This window comes from Pyxidicoccus sp. M15 (assembly GCF_056858435.1).
Genome location: NZ_CM166495.1, coordinates 9130722 through 9146435, shown reverse-complemented (window position 1 = coordinate 9146435; position 15714 = coordinate 9130722). Strand labels below are relative to the sequence as shown.

General features: G+C 70.8%; 13 protein-coding genes. 9 read left to right on the top strand and 4 right to left on the bottom strand.

Translation table 11 applies throughout. The features are described from left to right. Nucleotides 1-154 precede the first annotated feature (154 nt). Complete coding sequence (locus tag ACX9TP_RS33710; RefSeq protein WP_482974752.1) at nt 155-1606, bottom strand: sigma-54-dependent transcriptional regulator; 1452 nt, start codon at nt 1604-1606, stop codon at nt 155-157. Between the two features lie 9 nt (nt 1607-1615). Next, nucleotides 1616-2590, bottom strand: a complete 975-nt coding sequence (locus ACX9TP_RS33705; RefSeq protein ID WP_482974751.1) for a sensor histidine kinase — start codon at nt 2588-2590, stop codon at nt 1616-1618. A 77-nt stretch (nt 2591-2667) separates the two neighbouring features. Here ACX9TP_RS33705 and ACX9TP_RS33700 point away from each other — a divergent pair, with 77 nt between their 5' ends. The 3 genes from ACX9TP_RS33700 to ACX9TP_RS33690 all read left to right on the top strand — a co-directional run bounded on the left by ACX9TP_RS33700 (nt 2668) and on the right by ACX9TP_RS33690 (nt 6840). Further along, nucleotides 2668-5499: a fused MFS/spermidine synthase gene (locus ACX9TP_RS33700; protein ID WP_482974750.1), complete on the top strand. Its 2832-nt coding sequence runs from the start codon at nt 2668-2670 to the stop codon at nt 5497-5499. 167 nt (nt 5500-5666) lie between these two features. Then, nucleotides 5667-5927: a hypothetical protein gene (locus ACX9TP_RS33695; protein WP_482974749.1), complete on the top strand. Its 261-nt coding sequence runs from the start codon at nt 5667-5669 to the stop codon at nt 5925-5927. 151 nt (nt 5928-6078) lie between these two features. Beyond that, the gene (locus tag ACX9TP_RS33690; protein ID WP_482974748.1) at nt 6079-6840 is read left to right on the top strand and encodes a MerR family transcriptional regulator; all 762 of its coding nucleotides are present in this window, start codon (nt 6079-6081) and stop codon (nt 6838-6840) included. A gap of 10 nt (nt 6841-6850) precedes the next feature. Here ACX9TP_RS33690 and ACX9TP_RS33685 read toward each other — a convergent pair whose 3' ends face one another. Together ACX9TP_RS33685 and ACX9TP_RS33680 are read right to left on the bottom strand one after the other, a co-directional pair. Then, nucleotides 6851-8407, bottom strand: coding sequence for a hypothetical protein (locus tag ACX9TP_RS33685; RefSeq protein ID WP_482974747.1), 1557 nt, complete (start codon nt 8405-8407; stop codon nt 6851-6853). Nucleotides 8408-8419: 12 nt separating this feature from the next. Next, a complete protein-coding gene (locus ACX9TP_RS33680) occupies nt 8420-9586 on the bottom strand; it encodes a hypothetical protein (RefSeq protein ID WP_482974746.1) in 1167 nt (388 codons plus the stop codon). Nucleotides 9587-9740: 154 nt separating this feature from the next. Between ACX9TP_RS33680 and ACX9TP_RS33675 the strand changes: the two genes are divergently transcribed. The 6 genes from ACX9TP_RS33675 to truA all read left to right on the top strand — a co-directional run bounded on the left by ACX9TP_RS33675 (nt 9741) and on the right by truA (nt 15702). Next, entirely contained in the window at nt 9741-10592 is an 852-nt protein-coding gene (locus tag ACX9TP_RS33675) for a hypothetical protein (protein WP_482974745.1), read from the top strand. 89 nt (nt 10593-10681) lie between these two features. Beyond that, nucleotides 10682-11269, top strand: a complete 588-nt coding sequence (locus ACX9TP_RS33670) for a hypothetical protein (RefSeq protein WP_482974744.1) — start codon at nt 10682-10684, stop codon at nt 11267-11269. Nucleotides 11270-11307: 38 nt separating this feature from the next. Next, entirely contained in the window at nt 11308-12633 is a 1326-nt protein-coding gene (locus ACX9TP_RS33665; protein WP_482974743.1) for an amidohydrolase family protein, read from the top strand. Between the two features lie 8 nt (nt 12634-12641). After that, a complete protein-coding gene (locus ACX9TP_RS33660; RefSeq protein ID WP_482974742.1) occupies nt 12642-13631 on the top strand; it encodes a class I SAM-dependent rRNA methyltransferase in 990 nt (329 codons plus the stop codon). A 36-nt stretch (nt 13632-13667) separates the two neighbouring features. Continuing rightward, nucleotides 13668-14903, top strand: coding sequence for a serine/threonine protein kinase (locus ACX9TP_RS33655; protein ID WP_482974741.1), 1236 nt, complete (start codon nt 13668-13670; stop codon nt 14901-14903). Nucleotide 14904: 1 nt separating this feature from the next. Continuing rightward, on the top strand, nt 14905-15702 hold the full coding sequence (truA, locus tag ACX9TP_RS33650; RefSeq protein ID WP_482974740.1) for a tRNA pseudouridine(38-40) synthase TruA: 798 nt from the start codon (nt 14905-14907) through the stop codon (nt 15700-15702). Nucleotides 15703-15714: the final 12 nt, after the last annotated feature.

Genomic DNA, 15714 nt, shown 5'->3' with positions numbered 1-15714 from the left:
GGGGAACACATCGAGTAATGCCGGGTACTTAGCGCTACAGGACAGGCTCACCCGGGATTCTGTGTCCAAAACCTGAAACAGAACGTTCAAACAGTCTGATCATGTTGAACGAAACGTTCAATCCGGGCGCGTCATTGTCGCGCCCGCGACAATGTCAGGAGGCATCCTTAACGGGGAAGGTGTGCACCTGCGGACCCTGTCCCTGTGCCAAACCGTACTTCTGGAGCTTGCGCTCCAGGGTGGGGCGGCTGATTCCAAGAATCTGGCAGGTGCGACCCTTGTGCCCCTTGGTGACGGCCATCGCACGGGCGATCAGCTGGCGCTCGGCCTCTTCCAGGGTGGGGATGAGGCTGGCGTCGTCCACGGCCGGGGCGGCGAACATGGCCCCGGCGGGGGCGGGGCGGCCCGCGTCCAGGCTGGGGGCGGCCTCCAGCGCGGGCAGGTCATCCCCGCGCAGCACGTCGCCGGGGGCGAGCACCACGGCGCGGGTGAGGACGTTCTCCAATTCGCGCACGTTGCCGCGCCAGGGCAGCCGGGTGAGCCGCTCCATGACCTCCAGGGGCACGCGGGTGACGCGCTTGTGGACCTTCTCGTTGATGCGCTCGAGCAGGTGCTTCACCAGCAGGGGGATGTCCTCGCGCCGCTCTCGCAGCGGGGGGATGAGGAGCGTAATCACCTTGAGGCGCTGGTAGAGGTCCTCGCGGAAGCGGCCCGCGGCGACTTCCTCCGCGAGGTGGCGGTGGGTGGCGGCGATGACGCGCGCGCGCAGCTTGATGCGCTTGACGCCGCCCACGCGCTCGAACTCGCGCTCCTGCAAGACGCGCAGGAGCTTGGCCTGGAGCATCAGCGACATGTCGCCAATCTCGTCCAGGAACACGGTGCCTTCCTCGGCCACCTCGAACTTGCCCAGCTTGCCGGACGTGGCGCCGGTGAAGGCGCCCTTCTCGTGGCCGAACAGCTCGCTCTCCAGGAGCGTGTCGACGATGGCCGAGCAGTTGATGCCGATGAAGGGCCGGGGCTCGTCGTAGGAGTAGTTGTGGATGACGCGGGCGATGAGCTCCTTGCCGGTGCCGCTCTCGCCGGTAATCAGCACGGTGGCGTGGCTGCCGGTGACTTTTCCAATCTCCTTCACCAGCTGCTGCATGGACGCGCTGGTGCCCACGATGTCGCCCAGGCGGGCGGCGGCATTCTCGCGGTTGACCTCGTCCGCGCGGCGCGACAGCTGGCGGTACTCCAGCGCGCGCTCCACCACCAGGTCCAGGGCGGCCGGGTCCGGGAAGGGCTTGTGGATGTAGTCGAAGGCCCCGGCCTTCATGGCCCGGATGGTGGTCTCCATGTCGTGGTAGGCGGTGACGAGGATGATGCGCGCGTCCCCGCACAGCCCCTTCATCTCCTCGATGATTTCCAGGCCCGTGCGGTCCGGGAGCATCATGTCGAGGATGACCACGCTGGGCATGCTCTCCTGCGCGGCGCGCAGGCCCGCGGCCGCGCTGGTGGCCGTGGCTACGTGGTAGCGCGGCTGGCCGTCATGCTCGATCTCCTCGAAGTGCATCTTCAGCGTTTCGAGGAGCGAGACGTCGTCGTCGACGATGAGAAGGGTCTCCATGGCGTCGTCTCAGGTGGCGAACGTCAGCGTGAAGACCATGCCGGGCTCGGCGCTGCCCTCGGCGGCCAGGTCTCCGCCCTGGCCCGTCATCACCCGGCGCAGGGCCGCGAGCGACAGGCCCGCCCCCCTCGCCAGGCGTGAGCCGAAGGGCTCGAAGAGGGTGCCGCGCTCCTCGGGGGGCAGCGCGGCGGCGGGGTCCTTGAGCACCATCAGCACCTGTCCGGCGCCGCCACGGCGCAGGGCGACCTCCACGGGGCTGTCCTCGGGCTGGCCCATGGCGACGTTGAGGAGCACCTGGGCCAGCACGGGCCGCAGCCGGTTGGGGTCCACGCGCACGCGGGGCAGGTCCGGCTCCTCGTCCACGCGCACCTCGATGCGGCGCTCGGCCAGCTCCGGGGCCACCATGCCGGTGGCCTCCTGGAGCACCGAGCGCAGCGGGTGGGCATCCAGGTTGGGCGTGGTGTCCCGGCCGTACTCGGACAAGAGCCACAGCATCCGCTCCATGGTGCGGATTTCCCGGTTGGCGATGGTGAGCCGCCGCCGGTCCCGGTCCGACAGGCCGGTGTTCCGCGCCAGCGTCTGCACCGCCATCTTCACGGAGGACAGCGGGTTGCGAATCTCGTGGCTGAGCGAGGAGGACAGGCGGGAAATCTGGACCGGCGGCGCGTCCTCCAGCACGGTGTCCAGGTCCAGCACGCCAGCGCAGGCCTCGCCCGCGTCCAGGCCCAGCGTCAGGCGCAGGGGCGTGGGGTCCTCGCCGCCGAGCTGCGAGGCGACGAACTCCACGGCGCGGCGGTCTTCACGGGCGCGGGCATCCAGCTCCCGCGCGCGCTCGGCCGTGACGCCGAGCACCACATGGAGCGGACGCTCCAGCAGCTCCGCGGTGGGGCGGCGCAACACGGTGGCGGTATCGCCCTCGACACGGGTCACCCGCAGGCTTGGAGACCAGGCGAGCAATACGGCTTGCAGGAGGTGGGCGTTCATTTGATGGGCCTGAAACATACCGAGTAAGGTCGCGCGCTGTCCCCATGTCCATCACGGCACGTCTTCCGAAGAACCTTGTGGCCTGCCTCTTGTTCCTGTCCGGGGCCACGGCGCTGGTCTACGAGCTCGTCTGGTCCAAGTACCTGGGTAACGTCCTCGGGAACAGCGGACAGGCGCATGCCGTGGTGCTCGCCACCTTCATGGGGGGGCTGGCGCTGGGGGCTTCTGTCTTTGGGCGGACAGCCGACCGGGTGAAGAACCCCCTGGCGCTCTACGGCCTGCTGGAGCTGGGCGTGGCCCTGTACGCCCTGGCCTTCCCCTACGTGCTGGACGCCCTGGGGGCGCTGTGGCTGGTGCTGGCGCCCAGCGTGCCGGACGGCTGGCGGGTGGCGCCCCGGCTGCTGGTGGCGTCCCTGTCGCTGGTGGTGCCCACGCTGCTGATGGGCGGCACGCTGCCCGCGCTGGTGCGGCACTTCGCCTCCAGCCTGGCGGGGGTGCAGCGGGAGCTGGCCCGTCTGTACGCCGTCAACAGCCTGGGCGCGGCGGTGGGGGTGTTCCTGGCGGGCACGCACCTGGTGCCGGCCTTCGGCCTGGCGGCCTCCGCGAAGGGGGCCGCGGGGCTCAACCTGCTGCTGGCCCTGGCCGCGCTGGCGCTGGCGCGGCAGCACCCGCCGACGCTGGCCCCGGGCCAGGCCGCGCCCGAGGTGGAGGGTGGGGCGGAGGTGGCCTACCCCCGGACGGCGGTGCGGGCGGCGCTGGTGGGCGTGGCCCTGTCCGGCTTCACGTCCATGCTGTACCAGGTGACGTGGATCCGCCTGCTGTCCATCGTCCTGGGCGCGTCCACGTATGCCTTCACGCTCATCCTGACGGCCTTCATCCTGGGCATCGGCCTGGGCAGCTTCTGGCTGATGACGCGCGGGTCGAAGGTGGACTCGCTGCGGATGTACGCGCGCATGCAGGTGGCGCTGGTGGTGAGCCTGTGCGTGGCGCTGCCGCTGTACGTCCGGCTGCCGTACTACTTCCGCACCGCGCGGTGGATGCTGACGGCCTCGCTGGAGACGTGGCCGGTGTTCCAGTTCATGACGTTCGGCTTCTGCTGCGTGGTGCTGCTGGTGCCCACCTTCTTCATGGGGGCGGCCTTCCCGGCGGCGGCGCGCGTGGCCACGGCGAAGGTGTCCGAGGTGGGCCGGCAGCTGGGTGGCGTGTACCTGTGGAACACGGTGGGCACCATCAGCGGCTCGGTGCTGGGCGGGCTGGTGCTGATGCCGTGGTGGGGCATGGAGGGCAACTTCGTGGCGGGGGCGGTGGTCAACCTCGTCGCCGCGGCGCTGGCCTTCTGGGCGCTGCCGGGACGTCCGGCCAGCCCCGCGCGCGCCCTGTGGCCGGTGGCGGTGGCGGCCGGCCTCACCGTCGTCGTGCTCGGCGGCATGCAGGGCTGGGCGGTGCGGCTGAGCAGCATCTCCTCGCCGCGCTTCCGCGACCGGGTGCCGAGCTACGACAAGCTGGTGGCCTCCAGCGAGAAGAACACCGTCCCCGTCTTCTACAAGGACGACACGTTCGCCACGGTGCTGGTGGCGGACATCCCGGGCAAGCACCGGTTCATGAAGCTCAACGGCAAGGTGGACGCCTCCACGGGCATCGACGTGGAGACGCAAATCGTCGCCGGCCACCTGGGCGTGCTGCTGCATCCGCGAGAGCCGAAGAACGTGCTCGTCGTGGGGGCGGGCGCCGCCATCACCGTCGGCAGCGTGCTGGCCCACCCGATTGAGCGGCTGGACCTGGTGGAGATTGCCCCGGCCGTCATCGACGCGGCGCGCCTGTTCAAGGCCGACAACCGCAACGCGATTGACGACCCGCGCACGCACGTGCACGTGGATGACGCCAAGACGTTCATGGCGCTGGCGCCGCGCAAGTACGACCTCGTGGTGAGCGTGCCCTCCAACCCGTGGGTGTCGGGCGTCTCCGGCCTCTTCACCCGGGACTTCTTCCAGACGGTGGACCGCCACCTGACGGACGATGGCGTGCTGGTGCAGTGGATTCACATCTACGAGAACCGGCAGGAGCTCATCCGCCTGGTGATGCGCACCCTGCGGGACACCTTCCCGCACGCCACCACGTGGCTGGGGCCCAATGACCTGGTGCTGGTGGCCAGCCGCAAGCCGCTCCGCTTCGACGCGCAGCAATTCGTGGCGCGCATGGCCCGGCCGGACGTGAAGGCGGACCTGGCGCGGGCGGAGCTCCATGACGCCTTCGCGCTGCTGTCCAAGCAGGTGCACAGCGAGCAGGGGCAGCTCGAGTTCGCCGGCGAGGGCGCCATCAACACCGACGACGACAACCTGCTGGAGTACGCCTCGCCCATCGCCTTCTTCGTGGGCGGCGTGGACAAGTACCAGGACGAGCGGCGGGCCCCGGACGGCGGCTCGCGGCTGCTCATCCACGAGTACATGCGCCAGCACCCGCCCACCGCGGAGCAGGTGGCGGGGCTGTACCGCAACATGTCGCGCTACCACGCGCCGGATGATCCGCTGGTCCGCGGCGTGGCGGCGCGGTGGCATGCGCTGGCCCCGGACAGCCGCGACGCGACGGTGGCGCTGGCGAAGGCGGCGCTCGCCCAGCAGGACCTGACGCTGGCCGGCACGCTGCTGGACGCGGAGATTGCGCGCGGCGGGCGTGAGCCGGCGCTGGTGACGGCCTGGCTGCAGATGGCCACCAACCGCCTGTGGACCCTGCGCACCGTCTGGACGCCCGCGGAGGCCGACGCGGCGCTCTCCCTGGGGCAGGAGGTGGCCCGGGCCCACCCGGAGAACACCGACCTGGCCGAGGCGCTCGCCGCCCTGTGCAAGGGCCTCCCCGGCGCCCGCTGCCCCCCGGCTTCGCCGGCCTCCGTGGCCACCCCCGAGCGCCCCTGACGGGCCGCCCGGGACTGCAACAAAGTTGTCAAATCGCGGGAATCACTCAGGATTCCCGGCATCCTCCCGATGACGGATGGAGGGCAGGCGGCAATCCATCCTAGTGTTCCGGCAACCCTGAGGATTCAGGGTTCGCTTTCCCGCCCTAAACCCCCCTGGAGACTCTCATGACTGCGCTTCCCAAGAAGACCAAGGCCCTCCGCAAGTCCCGTGGTCAGGGTATGACCGAGTACATCATCATCGTCGCGCTGATCGCGATCGCCGCCATCGGCGTCATCACGCTGTTCGGCGACAACATCCGCAAGCTGTTCGGCGCCTCCGCGGCGGCCCTGGCCGGTGAGGACAACGTCGCCAACGACGGCGAGAAGTCCACGAAGGCCCTCAACCAGAAGACGATGAAGACGTTCGGCCAGAACAACACGTACTGAGCCGCTTCCGAGTCGTTCTCTTTCGAAGGCGTCATCCCTGGCTTTCTGGCCATGGGGTGGCGCCTTCGAGCGTTTGGGCGCCCGTGTGCCGCGGGGGGCTTGACCCTCACGCGACGTGAGAGCCTACACCTCACTTCCGAGGTGGAGGGATATGGCCCTTACGGTGAGTCAGGTGGCCCGGCTGGCGAAGGTGAGCGTCCGGGCGCTGCATCATTATGACGAAATCGGTCTGCTGAGCCCTTCGGAGCGCAGCGAGGCCGGTTATCGGCTGTACACCCAGGCAGACCTGCAGCGGTTGCAGCAGGTGCTCTTCTTCCGGGAGCTGGAATTTCCCCTGGAGGAGATACGCCGCATCCTGGGGGACCCGTCCTTCGACCTCCGCTCCGCCCTGCTCATGCAGCGGCAATTGCTGTCGGAACGCTCCGCACGGCTGGAAGCGCTACTGGGCGCCGTGGACTCGGCGCTGGACGCACTGGAGAAGGGGAAGAGCATGGACCAGGAGAAGATGTTCGAGGCCTTCGGCGACTTCGACCCGACGAAGTACGAGGCCGAGGTGAAGGAGCGCTGGGGCGACACGGAGGCCTACAAGGAATCCGCCCGGAGGACGAAGGGCTACACGAAGCAGGACTGGCAGGAGATGAAGGCGGAGCAGGACCGCATCCAGCAGGCGCTGGCGGCGCTCGTCGGCGCGGGCCGCGCGCCGAGTGAGCCGGCGGCCATGGACCTGGTCGAGCAATGGCGGCAGCACATCTCGAAGTGGTTCTACCCGTGCTCGTACGCCATGCACCGGGGCCTGGGGGAGATGTACGTGAGCGACGCCCGCTTCACGGAGAACATCGACCGGGTGAAGCCGGGGCTCGCGCGCTTCACGCGGGACGCCATCCTCGCCAACGCGGAACGGCACGGCAGGTAGGCCGCGCGCGTCATGGGCGCGTCGTCGCCTGGGTCCGCTCCCGCACCCAGAGGACGTACTCGCCGTCCCGGAACTGCTCGCGCCAGCCGCCGCGCGCGCGCAGGTTGTCGAGCAGGATGTGGCCCGGGTTCTCCACCTTCCAGAAGAGGTAGTCCGGGTCATACCGCTCGAGGGCGTCCACCCAGCCCGGCTGGCCCCAGGTCAGCCGGGTGTAGTCGTCATGGATGGCCAGCGGGAAAGGGTCATTCCGGCTGTCGATGAAGACCTTGTAGTCCGGCCCCGCGAAGTACGAGATGGAGCCGCCGAGGGCGAAGGGATTGAGCACCCGGCCCGGAGGCAGCCGCCGCAGCGCCGCCAGCGCGTCGAGCGGAATCCACGTGCGCTTCACGCCCTGCTCCATGGGCGTCGGGTGCGCCGCGTGGATGGCGGTCAGCGCCAGCAGGAGCGACACGGGCCAGAGCGCGCCCCGGCTCCGGGAGGCCCAGCCGTCCAGCAGGCCGTCGAGCCTGCTCCAGAGGCGCAGGGCTCCCGCGCCGACGCGGGTGGGGGCTCCGGAACCGGCGCTGGAGTCGGCACCCGAACCGGGTGCGAAGCTGGACGCCCTCACGGGTGTCCGCGCGGCGTGCTCCAGCAGCGTGAGCGCCAGCAGCACGGCGGCGTATGGGGCATGGCGCTGCACCTTGAGGGCGGCGAGGCCGAGCACCGCCGCGGGCAGCAGGCTCGTCACCGAGCGCGAGGGTGCCCGGCCCACGGTGAACAGCGTCGCGCCCGCCAGCGCGAGGTAGGCCCAGCTCCAGCCCAGGTCCAAATCGAGCGGCCGCCACTCGACGATGCCCTGCGTGGACTCCAGCACCGAGTGGTGCAGGGGATAGAGGTAGATGGCGGGGCCGTCCGGGCCCAGGCCGGCGGCGAGGTACGCGGCCACGGCGAAGGCCAGGGCGTGCAGCGAGCGGCGCCGGGACTCCGGGCCCGGCACCTCCAGCGCGGAGCCCACGGCGGCGGCGCCGAGCAGGGCGGGGCCCAGCGGCCAGCTCCCGTGGAGGTTGGCCCAGGCGACGCCCAGGAGGGGAAAGGCCCAGAGGACGCGGGTGTTGCCCGCGCGCCACGCCTGGACGCACAGCACCGCGACGGTGAACAGCAGGTGGCCCACGTGGAAGGGGCGCTCCGCCGGCCAGGTGGGGCTCTGCACCAGGAGGACGCCGCCCAGCGCGGCCAGGGTGAGCAGCCCGTGGTGCCCGGAGGCGGCCCGGCCCAGGGCCTTCCACAGGAGCAGGATGTTGGCGGCCACGAGCGCGGCGATGAAGAGCGCCGGCCCCCCCGCGCCGAGCCACCGCACCAGCAGCACGCAGAGCACGCCGAAGCCCCACTCGTGGGGCACCCAGCCCGCGGTGCCGGTGATGCTGAAGGGGTCCACCCGGGTGAAGCCGTGCTCCAGGATGAAGCGGCCCCCGGCGAGGTGGAAGAAGAGGTCGTAGTGCTTGAGCGGCGACATCGCCAGCCGCGTGGCGAACACCAGCGCGAGGAGGGCCGCCGGGCCGGGCAGGAGGAGGGCGTACCGCGTTCGCATCCGCGCCGCCGGCTAGCGCAGCCCCAGCCGGCGCAGCATCACCGCGCGGATGGAGGGAATGCGGAACCGGTAGATGAGCGCGTCCGCGAAGTAGTGCGCCAGCACCACCGCGAAGCTCAGCGACGTGAGGACGCGCAGCAGGGGCCAGGCGCGCACGGCGTCCGCCTGGCTCGCGGACACGCCGAACACGGCCTCCTCCTGGAGCACGCCGTGCACCACGCCCAGCGCCAGCAGGGGCAGCATGCTGGCAATCATCAGCGGGACGATGAGCGCGCGGGGCACGCGGGAGGTGTCGCCCGGGCGCGGCTCCAGCATCCGGGCGGAGATGACGTAGTACTCCAGCCCGTGCATGCCGGGCAGCATCACGTAGCCCCACGAGGGCGCCACGAGCACGAGCCCCGTGGCCGTCGCCATGGCCAGGAGGTAGAGCACCTTCGGCCCGCTGCGCGTCCCCGCGCTCAGCACGGAGCGGAAGAGCATGACGAAGTAGCCCATCCACACCGCCAGCAGCACGGCGAGCGTTTCGCGCGGCAGCACCGCGCCCTGGCCCACGTCGAGGTAGGCGGAGGCGTCGGGGCCCGTGGACTCGGAGACGAAGAGGATGCGCACCAGGAGCAGGGTGAGCATCAGCGGCACGTACAGCTTCTGCAGCTCGCGCTCCTTCGGGGAGGACGCGGGCAGCCCGGCGTCGCCTTCGCGCAGCCCGTGCAGCGACCAGATGCCCCGGTGCTGGGACAGCGTGTGGTGCAGGCCGAAGACGTTGAACACCACGGCCACCGCGTAGGTGTGCGCGGTGAGGTCCGCGTAGAAGCTGAAGAAGAAGCCCGTGCCCACCGCGAGCATGGCCAGCGCGCCCGCGAGCACCTGCCGCGGCTGGCCCGGCGCCGCCGTCAGCACGTCCCGGTGCACGGCGAAGAGCAGGAAGGTGAGCACCACGTGCGTGGCATTGCCCAGGAGGTTCTGCGCGGTCCACGCCGCCAGCCGGTGCGCGCCGTCCGCGGCCGGGGCGGACAGGACGCCGGACGCGGCCACGCCCAGCGCGAGCGCCAGGGGCAGGGCGATGATGAGGAGGTCCGCCCGCGCGGAGAACAGCCACAGCCCACGGAAGGCCAGGGTGCCCGGCAGGCCGGGGGCTGCAGCGTGGGTCCGGGAAGGGGCGGCGGGAAGCACCGGCGTCATCGGACGCGAAGCCTAACATGCCCGGGGCGCGCCGTACCCCCTGGAATTCCGGGCGGTTGGACCGGGCTCCGGGCGCTCCGGGGGGCGGGCCGCAACCTTCTGCCACCCGGTGCGATAATCCCGGTAACGGATCACCACATTCGAGGGGGAAGTCATGTCCATCAACGGTATTGGCAGTGGCCGCGGCGCCACGACTCCGCAGACGGTCCGCTCGCCGGACGTCGAGGAGGTCCGGCAGCCCCAGCCCCGCACGGCCAACGCCACGCCCCGGACGGGCATGCCCTCCACCAGCACCTTCGAGAAGTCCCAGGCGGACTACCGCAAGCTGGGCGCCCCCGAGCCGGGGCCCCTCGAGTCCATCGCCAAGGCCGTGGGTGAGGCGGTGAAGGCCGCGGCCGCCGCGGTGGTGCAGGCCGCGGAGGACGCCAAGCGGCTCCAGGACATCAAGGACACCCTCAAGGACTCGCCCACCGGCGCGGCGGCGGTGAAGTACCTGGAGGACAAGAACATCAAGGTCGAGTTCGCCGACGGCGGCGGCTCGTACTGGGATGGCAACAAGATTGTCATCGACCGCACCCGCCCGGTGGACCGCAACGCCCTGACGCTGGTCCACGAGGTCAACCACGCCAAGGCCAGCATCGACGGCCCCAAGGCGGACATCGTCAAGGACACGCGCGCGGACTACGTGAAGAAGATGCTGGAGGAGGAGGTGCGCGGCACCGTCGACAGCATCAAGGCGAAGAACGAGTTGGTCGCCAGCGGGAAGACCATCACCGCCACGTACCCGCTGGAGGCCGAGTACAACGCCGCCTACAAGAAGGGCGTGGAGGACGCGAAGAAGGCGAACCCCAAGGCCACCGCGGAGGAATTGAAGGCGGCGGGTGAGAAGGCCGGCTACGAGCGCGTCCTCAAGGGCTTCGAGGACGGCGACGTGCGGACCAGCACCACCGGCGTCAAGTATCCGGACTACTACGGGTCGGCCTGGGATCGCGCCCATCCGAAGTGAGACGACAGGCATTCACCGTGGGCCTGCTGGCCCTGAACATGCTCTACTGCGCCCACGCCCCTTCGCGGAGTGGGCCTCGTGAGGATGAGATGGTGATTGCCAAGACCGAGACGCTGCTGCGCATCGCCCAGGTCGACCCGGTCCACGCCGACACGATGTCCCGGCAACCGACCACGTTCTCCACGCAGCCGCTGAGCTTCTACGTCCACTTCAAGCTGCTCACCGCCGACGTGATGCTGCCGCACCGGCCCATCCAGTTCCGCTACATGGATGACGGCAGGCAGGTGGTCGTCCTCACCAGCCGAGCGCAGGACATCTACAACGTCAACGCCCGCGAGAAGCTGTCCCTCGACGCCTCGCAGGTGCCCGAGTACGTGCGCTTCTTCATCGCCAACACCGGGGGCACCGGCCGCCGCGTGGTGGAGAAGGCCACGGACGTCCCCTGGCGGGGTGATGTGGACACCACGCCCGCGCTGGCCACGAAGAAGGCGGAGGTCAGCGCCCGGCTGCACCCCCTGCGTGTCACGCCCGTCGACGAGGGCTTCCAGGTGGTGGCGCTCGTCCTCGAGGACGACGTCCTCCACGAGCTGACCCTCGCCGTCCGCAAGGATGGCCGCGTGGACACCACCCGCTCCCAGGTGGTGCTCTCCTCGCTGCCGGTGCCCGTCACCTTCTAGGCGGGCCTGCCGCCGCCCGTGGTAAGACAGGCCTGTTCATGGAAGGCCGCCTGCTGCTGAAGAACTGCGCCGTGTTCCGCGCGGATGGTCGCGTCCGCAACGGCATGGCCGTGGTGGTGGAAGCCAACACCATCCGCCGCGTGGCTCCGGACGCCCAGGTGCCCGTGCTGCCCGGCGACTGGGAGGTGGCGTGCCGGGGACGGCTCGTCGCGCCCGGGCTGGTGGACTGCCACTCGCACCTCGTCAACGGCCAGCTGCTGCCGCCCACCGGGCCCTTCCTGCTGCTGTCGCCAGCGGAGCGGCTGGAGCGGATGCTGCGGGTGGCGCGGCTGCTCACCGACGAGGACGTGGAGGCCCTCACCCGCTTCGCCGCGGCCCGCGCGCTGCGCGACGGCGTCACGCTGGTGGTGGAGCACCTGTCCTGCCAGGACGTGGCCGGAGGGCTCGCCGCCCAGGCCCGCGCGGCGGAGCACGTGGGCCTGCGGCTGGTGACGAGCCACTCCACCCACAGCCTGGAGGGCGCCCCGCAGGCGGACGCCTGGCTGCAGGCCAACGCGGACTTCGTGCGCGAGCGCCGGGAGCATCCGCTGGTGCGTGGGGCGCTCGGCTTCCATGCCTCGTCCACGTGCGACCATGCGCTGCTCACCCGCGTGGCCCGGATGAGCCGGGAGCTGGACGCGCCCACCGTCTTCCACCTCGCGGAGAGCGAGGACGACCTCACCATCACCTACGCCCGGCACAACCAGCGCGTGGTGCCCCGGCTGGACGCGCTGGGGCTGCTCAACCCGCGCGCCATCGCCGCCTACGCGCGCACCCTGGACAGCGCCGAGGCCGGGCGCCTGCAGAACAGCGGCGCCTTCGTGGCGCTCGCGCCCCGCGGCGTGCGCACGCTGGAGCGTGGCGCGGACCCGATGGAGGCGGTGCTGTCGCGAGTGCACCTGGTGGGGCTGGGCACCGGCGGACATGGCTCGCTCCAGGAGGAGCTGCTGGCCGCGCTCGTGGGCGTGCTGCGAATCGCCCGCGCCGGAAGGCTGCCGGACGTGGACGGCTCCCTGGCCCACCTGCTCATCAACGGCCCCGCGGAGCTGTGCACGCGGCTGTTCGGACTGCCGTCGGGCAACGTGGAGGAGGGGAGCATCGCGGACCTCGTCGTCTACGACGCCGTGCCCCCGGCGGACCCGGAGACGGGCTACTCGCCGCACCTGCTCGGGCAGATGGCGCGCGCGCCGGTGGCGTGGACGGTGGTGGATGGCCGCGTCCGCGTGCGCGAGGGCCAGTTGCTGGGGCTCGACTTCGTGGAGCTGGCCGGCGCCGCGACGGATGCGCTCCACCGCGTGTGGACGCGCGCGCGGCTGGGCAGCTGAGGGGCTTGATGGGCGCCGTGCCTTCCTCGCTGGTGGACACCCTGCGCGCCGCGCGCGACAGGCGGGGGCCGCTGCTGTCCGACGCGCGCACCACCGCCTTCCGCGTGCTCCATGGCGAGGCGGACGGCGTCCCCGAGGTGACGGCGGATGTCTTTGGCGGGGGGCTGTATGTCATCAGCCTCTACAAGGACTTCACGCCCGCGGAGGAAGAGGCGCTGCTCGACGCGGCGGTGGCCGCCTGGGCGCCGAGGAGCCTCTACCTCAAGCGCCGTCCCCGCGAGGCGCGCGTGCTGGCCAACGTGGCGAAGGAGTCGCTCGCGCCGGAGGTCCCCGCCCGGGGCGAGCCGGTGGAGTCCCTCACCGCGCTGGAGAATGGCCTGTCGTTCCTCATCCGCCCCGCGCAGGGGCTGTCGGTGGGGCTGTACCTGGACATGCGTGACACGCGTGCGTGGCTCCAGGAGCGGGCGCGCGGGCTCACCGTGCTCAACCTCTTCGCGTACACGTGCGCCTTCGGCGTGGTGGCCTCCGCGAGCGGCGCGAAGCGGGCGCTCAACATCGACGCCAGCCGCCGCGTGCTGGAGTGGGGCGAGGAGAACGCGCGCCTCAACGGCCAGCCGGTGGACCGCTACGACTACGTGGCCGGGGACGTGTTCGACTGGCTCAAGCGCCTGGCGAAGAAGGGGGAGACGTTCGACGTCGTCATCTCGGATCCTCCGTCCTTCTCCACCACCCGCACCGCGCGCTTCTCCGCCGCGCGTGACTACGCCCGGCTGGCGGACGCCGCCGCGCGCGTGGTGGCGCCCGGAGGCCGGCTGGTCGCCTGCTGCAACCACGCGGGCCTGCCCGCGCGCCGCTTCGAGACGATGGTGGCGGAGGGCGTGGCGCTCGCCGGGAGGAAGGGAAAGGCGGTGGGCTCGCTCGCTCCCTCCGCGCTCGACTTCCCCTCCCTGCCCGGCCAGGAGCCGGCCCTGAAGGTGCACGTGGTGGAAGTTCGTTAGCGCCGCGGGGCCCGGCACGGCTAAGGTCAGCGCGTCATGGCTCCCGTGGCACAGCAGCAGCGCGACACCGCCCGCTTCGGCCGCTACCGGCTCATCGACCGCATCGCCGTCGGTGGCATGGCGGAGATCTTCCTCGCGCACCAGAAGCATGACGACGGCCACGAGTCGCCCGTCGTCATCAAGCGCATCCGCCCGCACCTGTCCAAGCACGCGGCCTTCGTGAAGATGTTCCTCAACGAGGCCCGGCTCGCCTCGCAGCTCAACCACCCCAACGTCGTCCAGATTCACGACCTGGGGAAGATTGCGGAGAGCTACTTCATCGCCATGGAGTACGTGGCCGGGCGCGACATGCGCCGGGTGGTGCCCAAGGCGGAGGCGCTCGGGATTCCCTTCCCGCTGGTGTACGCGGTGAAGATTGCCTCGCAGGTCTGCGCGGGGCTGCACCACGCGCACACCAAGGTGGACCTGTACGGCAACCCGCTCAACATCGTCCACCGGGACGTGTCGCCGGAGAACGTCGTCGTCGCCTTCGACGGCTCGGTGAAGATTCTCGACTTCGGCATCGCCAAGGCCGCCAACCAGGTGGAGCAGACGCGCACCGGCGAAATCAAGGGCAAGCTCAGCTACATGAGCCCGGAGCAGTGCCTGGGCAAGCCGCTGGACTGCCGCAGCGACATCTTCTCCCTGGGCGTCGTCCTCTACGAGTGGCTCACCGGCTTCAAGCTCTTCACCGGTGAGTCCGAGGTGGCGGTGATGCGCAGCATCACCGAGGGAAAAATCTACGCGCCCTCGTACTTCCGGGAAGACCTGCCCGAGCGGCTGGAGCTCATCCTGATGAAGGCGCTGGAGCGCGACCGCGACAAGCGCTACCAGACGGCCGCGCAGATGCAGAAGGACCTGGACGCCTTCCTGGACGCGTACGAGTTCACCCCCACGCCGCTGCACCTGTCCAACTTCCTCAAGCAGCTCTTCGAGGAGGAGCTGCAGGAAGAGCAGCGACGCATGCAGGTGCGCGCGGCGCAGGCGCCCACGTCGGAAGAGGCGCTGGAGTTGTCGGACGTGGTGGCCGCGCTCGACACGGTGAAGGGCTCGCCCGCGCCGGAGCCCGTCGCCCCGGTGGGCGAGAGCGACGACCACACCGAGCCGCGCGTGCTGGCCGTGCCGCTCAGCCCCGCAGCGTACGAGGCGCTGGAGGCGGTGGCCCGCCGCAACGACGTCCCGGTGGGCCGGCTCGTGTCCGAGCTCATCGAGTCCTGGCTGAAGTACCGCTGACATGCCCCGTTTGAAGCTGACGCTCGAGTACGAGGGGACGCACTACGTGGGCTGGCAGGTGCAGCCCAATGGCCCGTCCGTGCAGGCGACGCTGGAGGACGGGCTGGCCCGGCTGCTGGGCGAGCGGGTGTCCGTGTTCTGCGCGGGGCGCACCGACTCGGGCGTCCACGCCACCGGGCAGGTGGCCAGCTTCGACACCTCGCGGGTGCTGCCGATGAAGGCCTACGTCATGGGCCTCAATGGCCTGCTGCCGGATGACCTCGCGGTCGTGTCCGCGGTGGAGGTGCCGGACGACTTCGACCCGCGCCGCTGGTCTCGGGGCAAGCGCTACCGGTACCGGCTGAGCAACCGCCGCACGCGCTCTCCGCTGCGCCGCACGACGCACTGGGAGGTGTTCGCCGCGCTGGACGTGGAGGCCATGCGGCGCGCGGCGGTGCACCTGCTGGGCCGGCACGACTACTCCGCCTTCCGGGCGGCGGACTGCCAGGCGAAGCACGCGGTGCGCGAGGTGCGCAGTCTGGTGGTGGAGGGCACGGCAGGAGACGCGGTGTCCTTCGTGGTGGAGGGCACGGCCTTCCTCAAGCACATGGTGCGCAACCTGGTGGGGACGCTGGTGGAGGTGGGGAAGGGGAAGAGGCCCGAGGCGTGGGTGGCGGAGGTGCTGGCCTCGCGCAACAGGAAGCGGGCCGGGCCCACCGCGCCCCCGCAGGGGCTGGTGCTGGAGGAGGTCTTCTACGGGGATGGCCCGCCTCCTCGCACGCCAGGGGGCGAGGCGGACGCGGACGAGGACGAGGGCTGAACTGGAGTAGGC

Bases quoted from the DNA above. Each gene is read 5' to 3' on its own strand.
- ACX9TP_RS33660 (WP_482974742.1), top strand. From the start codon at position 12,642: ATGGGCGCCGTGCCTTCCTCGCTGGTGGACACCCTGCGCGCCGCGCGC.
- truA (WP_482974740.1), top strand. From the start codon at position 14,905: ATGCCCCGTTTGAAGCTGACGCTCGAGTACGAGGGGACGCACTACGTG.
- ACX9TP_RS33705 (WP_482974751.1), bottom strand. From the start codon at position 2,590: ATGAACGCCCACCTCCTGCAAGCCGTATTGCTCGCCTGGTCTCCAAGC.
- ACX9TP_RS33695 (WP_482974749.1), top strand. From the start codon at position 5,667: ATGACTGCGCTTCCCAAGAAGACCAAGGCCCTCCGCAAGTCCCGTGGT.
- ACX9TP_RS33655 (WP_482974741.1), top strand. From the start codon at position 13,668: ATGGCTCCCGTGGCACAGCAGCAGCGCGACACCGCCCGCTTCGGCCGC.
- ACX9TP_RS33665 (WP_482974743.1), top strand. From the start codon at position 11,308: ATGGAAGGCCGCCTGCTGCTGAAGAACTGCGCCGTGTTCCGCGCGGAT.
- ACX9TP_RS33710 (WP_482974752.1), bottom strand. From the start codon at position 1,606: ATGGAGACCCTTCTCATCGTCGACGACGACGTCTCGCTCCTCGAAACG.
- ACX9TP_RS33690 (WP_482974748.1), top strand. From the start codon at position 6,079: ATGGCCCTTACGGTGAGTCAGGTGGCCCGGCTGGCGAAGGTGAGCGTC.
- ACX9TP_RS33670 (WP_482974744.1), top strand. From the start codon at position 10,682: ATGGTGATTGCCAAGACCGAGACGCTGCTGCGCATCGCCCAGGTCGAC.
- ACX9TP_RS33675 (WP_482974745.1), top strand. From the start codon at position 9,741: ATGTCCATCAACGGTATTGGCAGTGGCCGCGGCGCCACGACTCCGCAG.
- ACX9TP_RS33680 (WP_482974746.1), bottom strand. From the start codon at position 9,586: ATGACGCCGGTGCTTCCCGCCGCCCCTTCCCGGACCCACGCTGCAGCC.
- ACX9TP_RS33685 (WP_482974747.1), bottom strand. From the start codon at position 8,407: ATGCGAACGCGGTACGCCCTCCTCCTGCCCGGCCCGGCGGCCCTCCTC.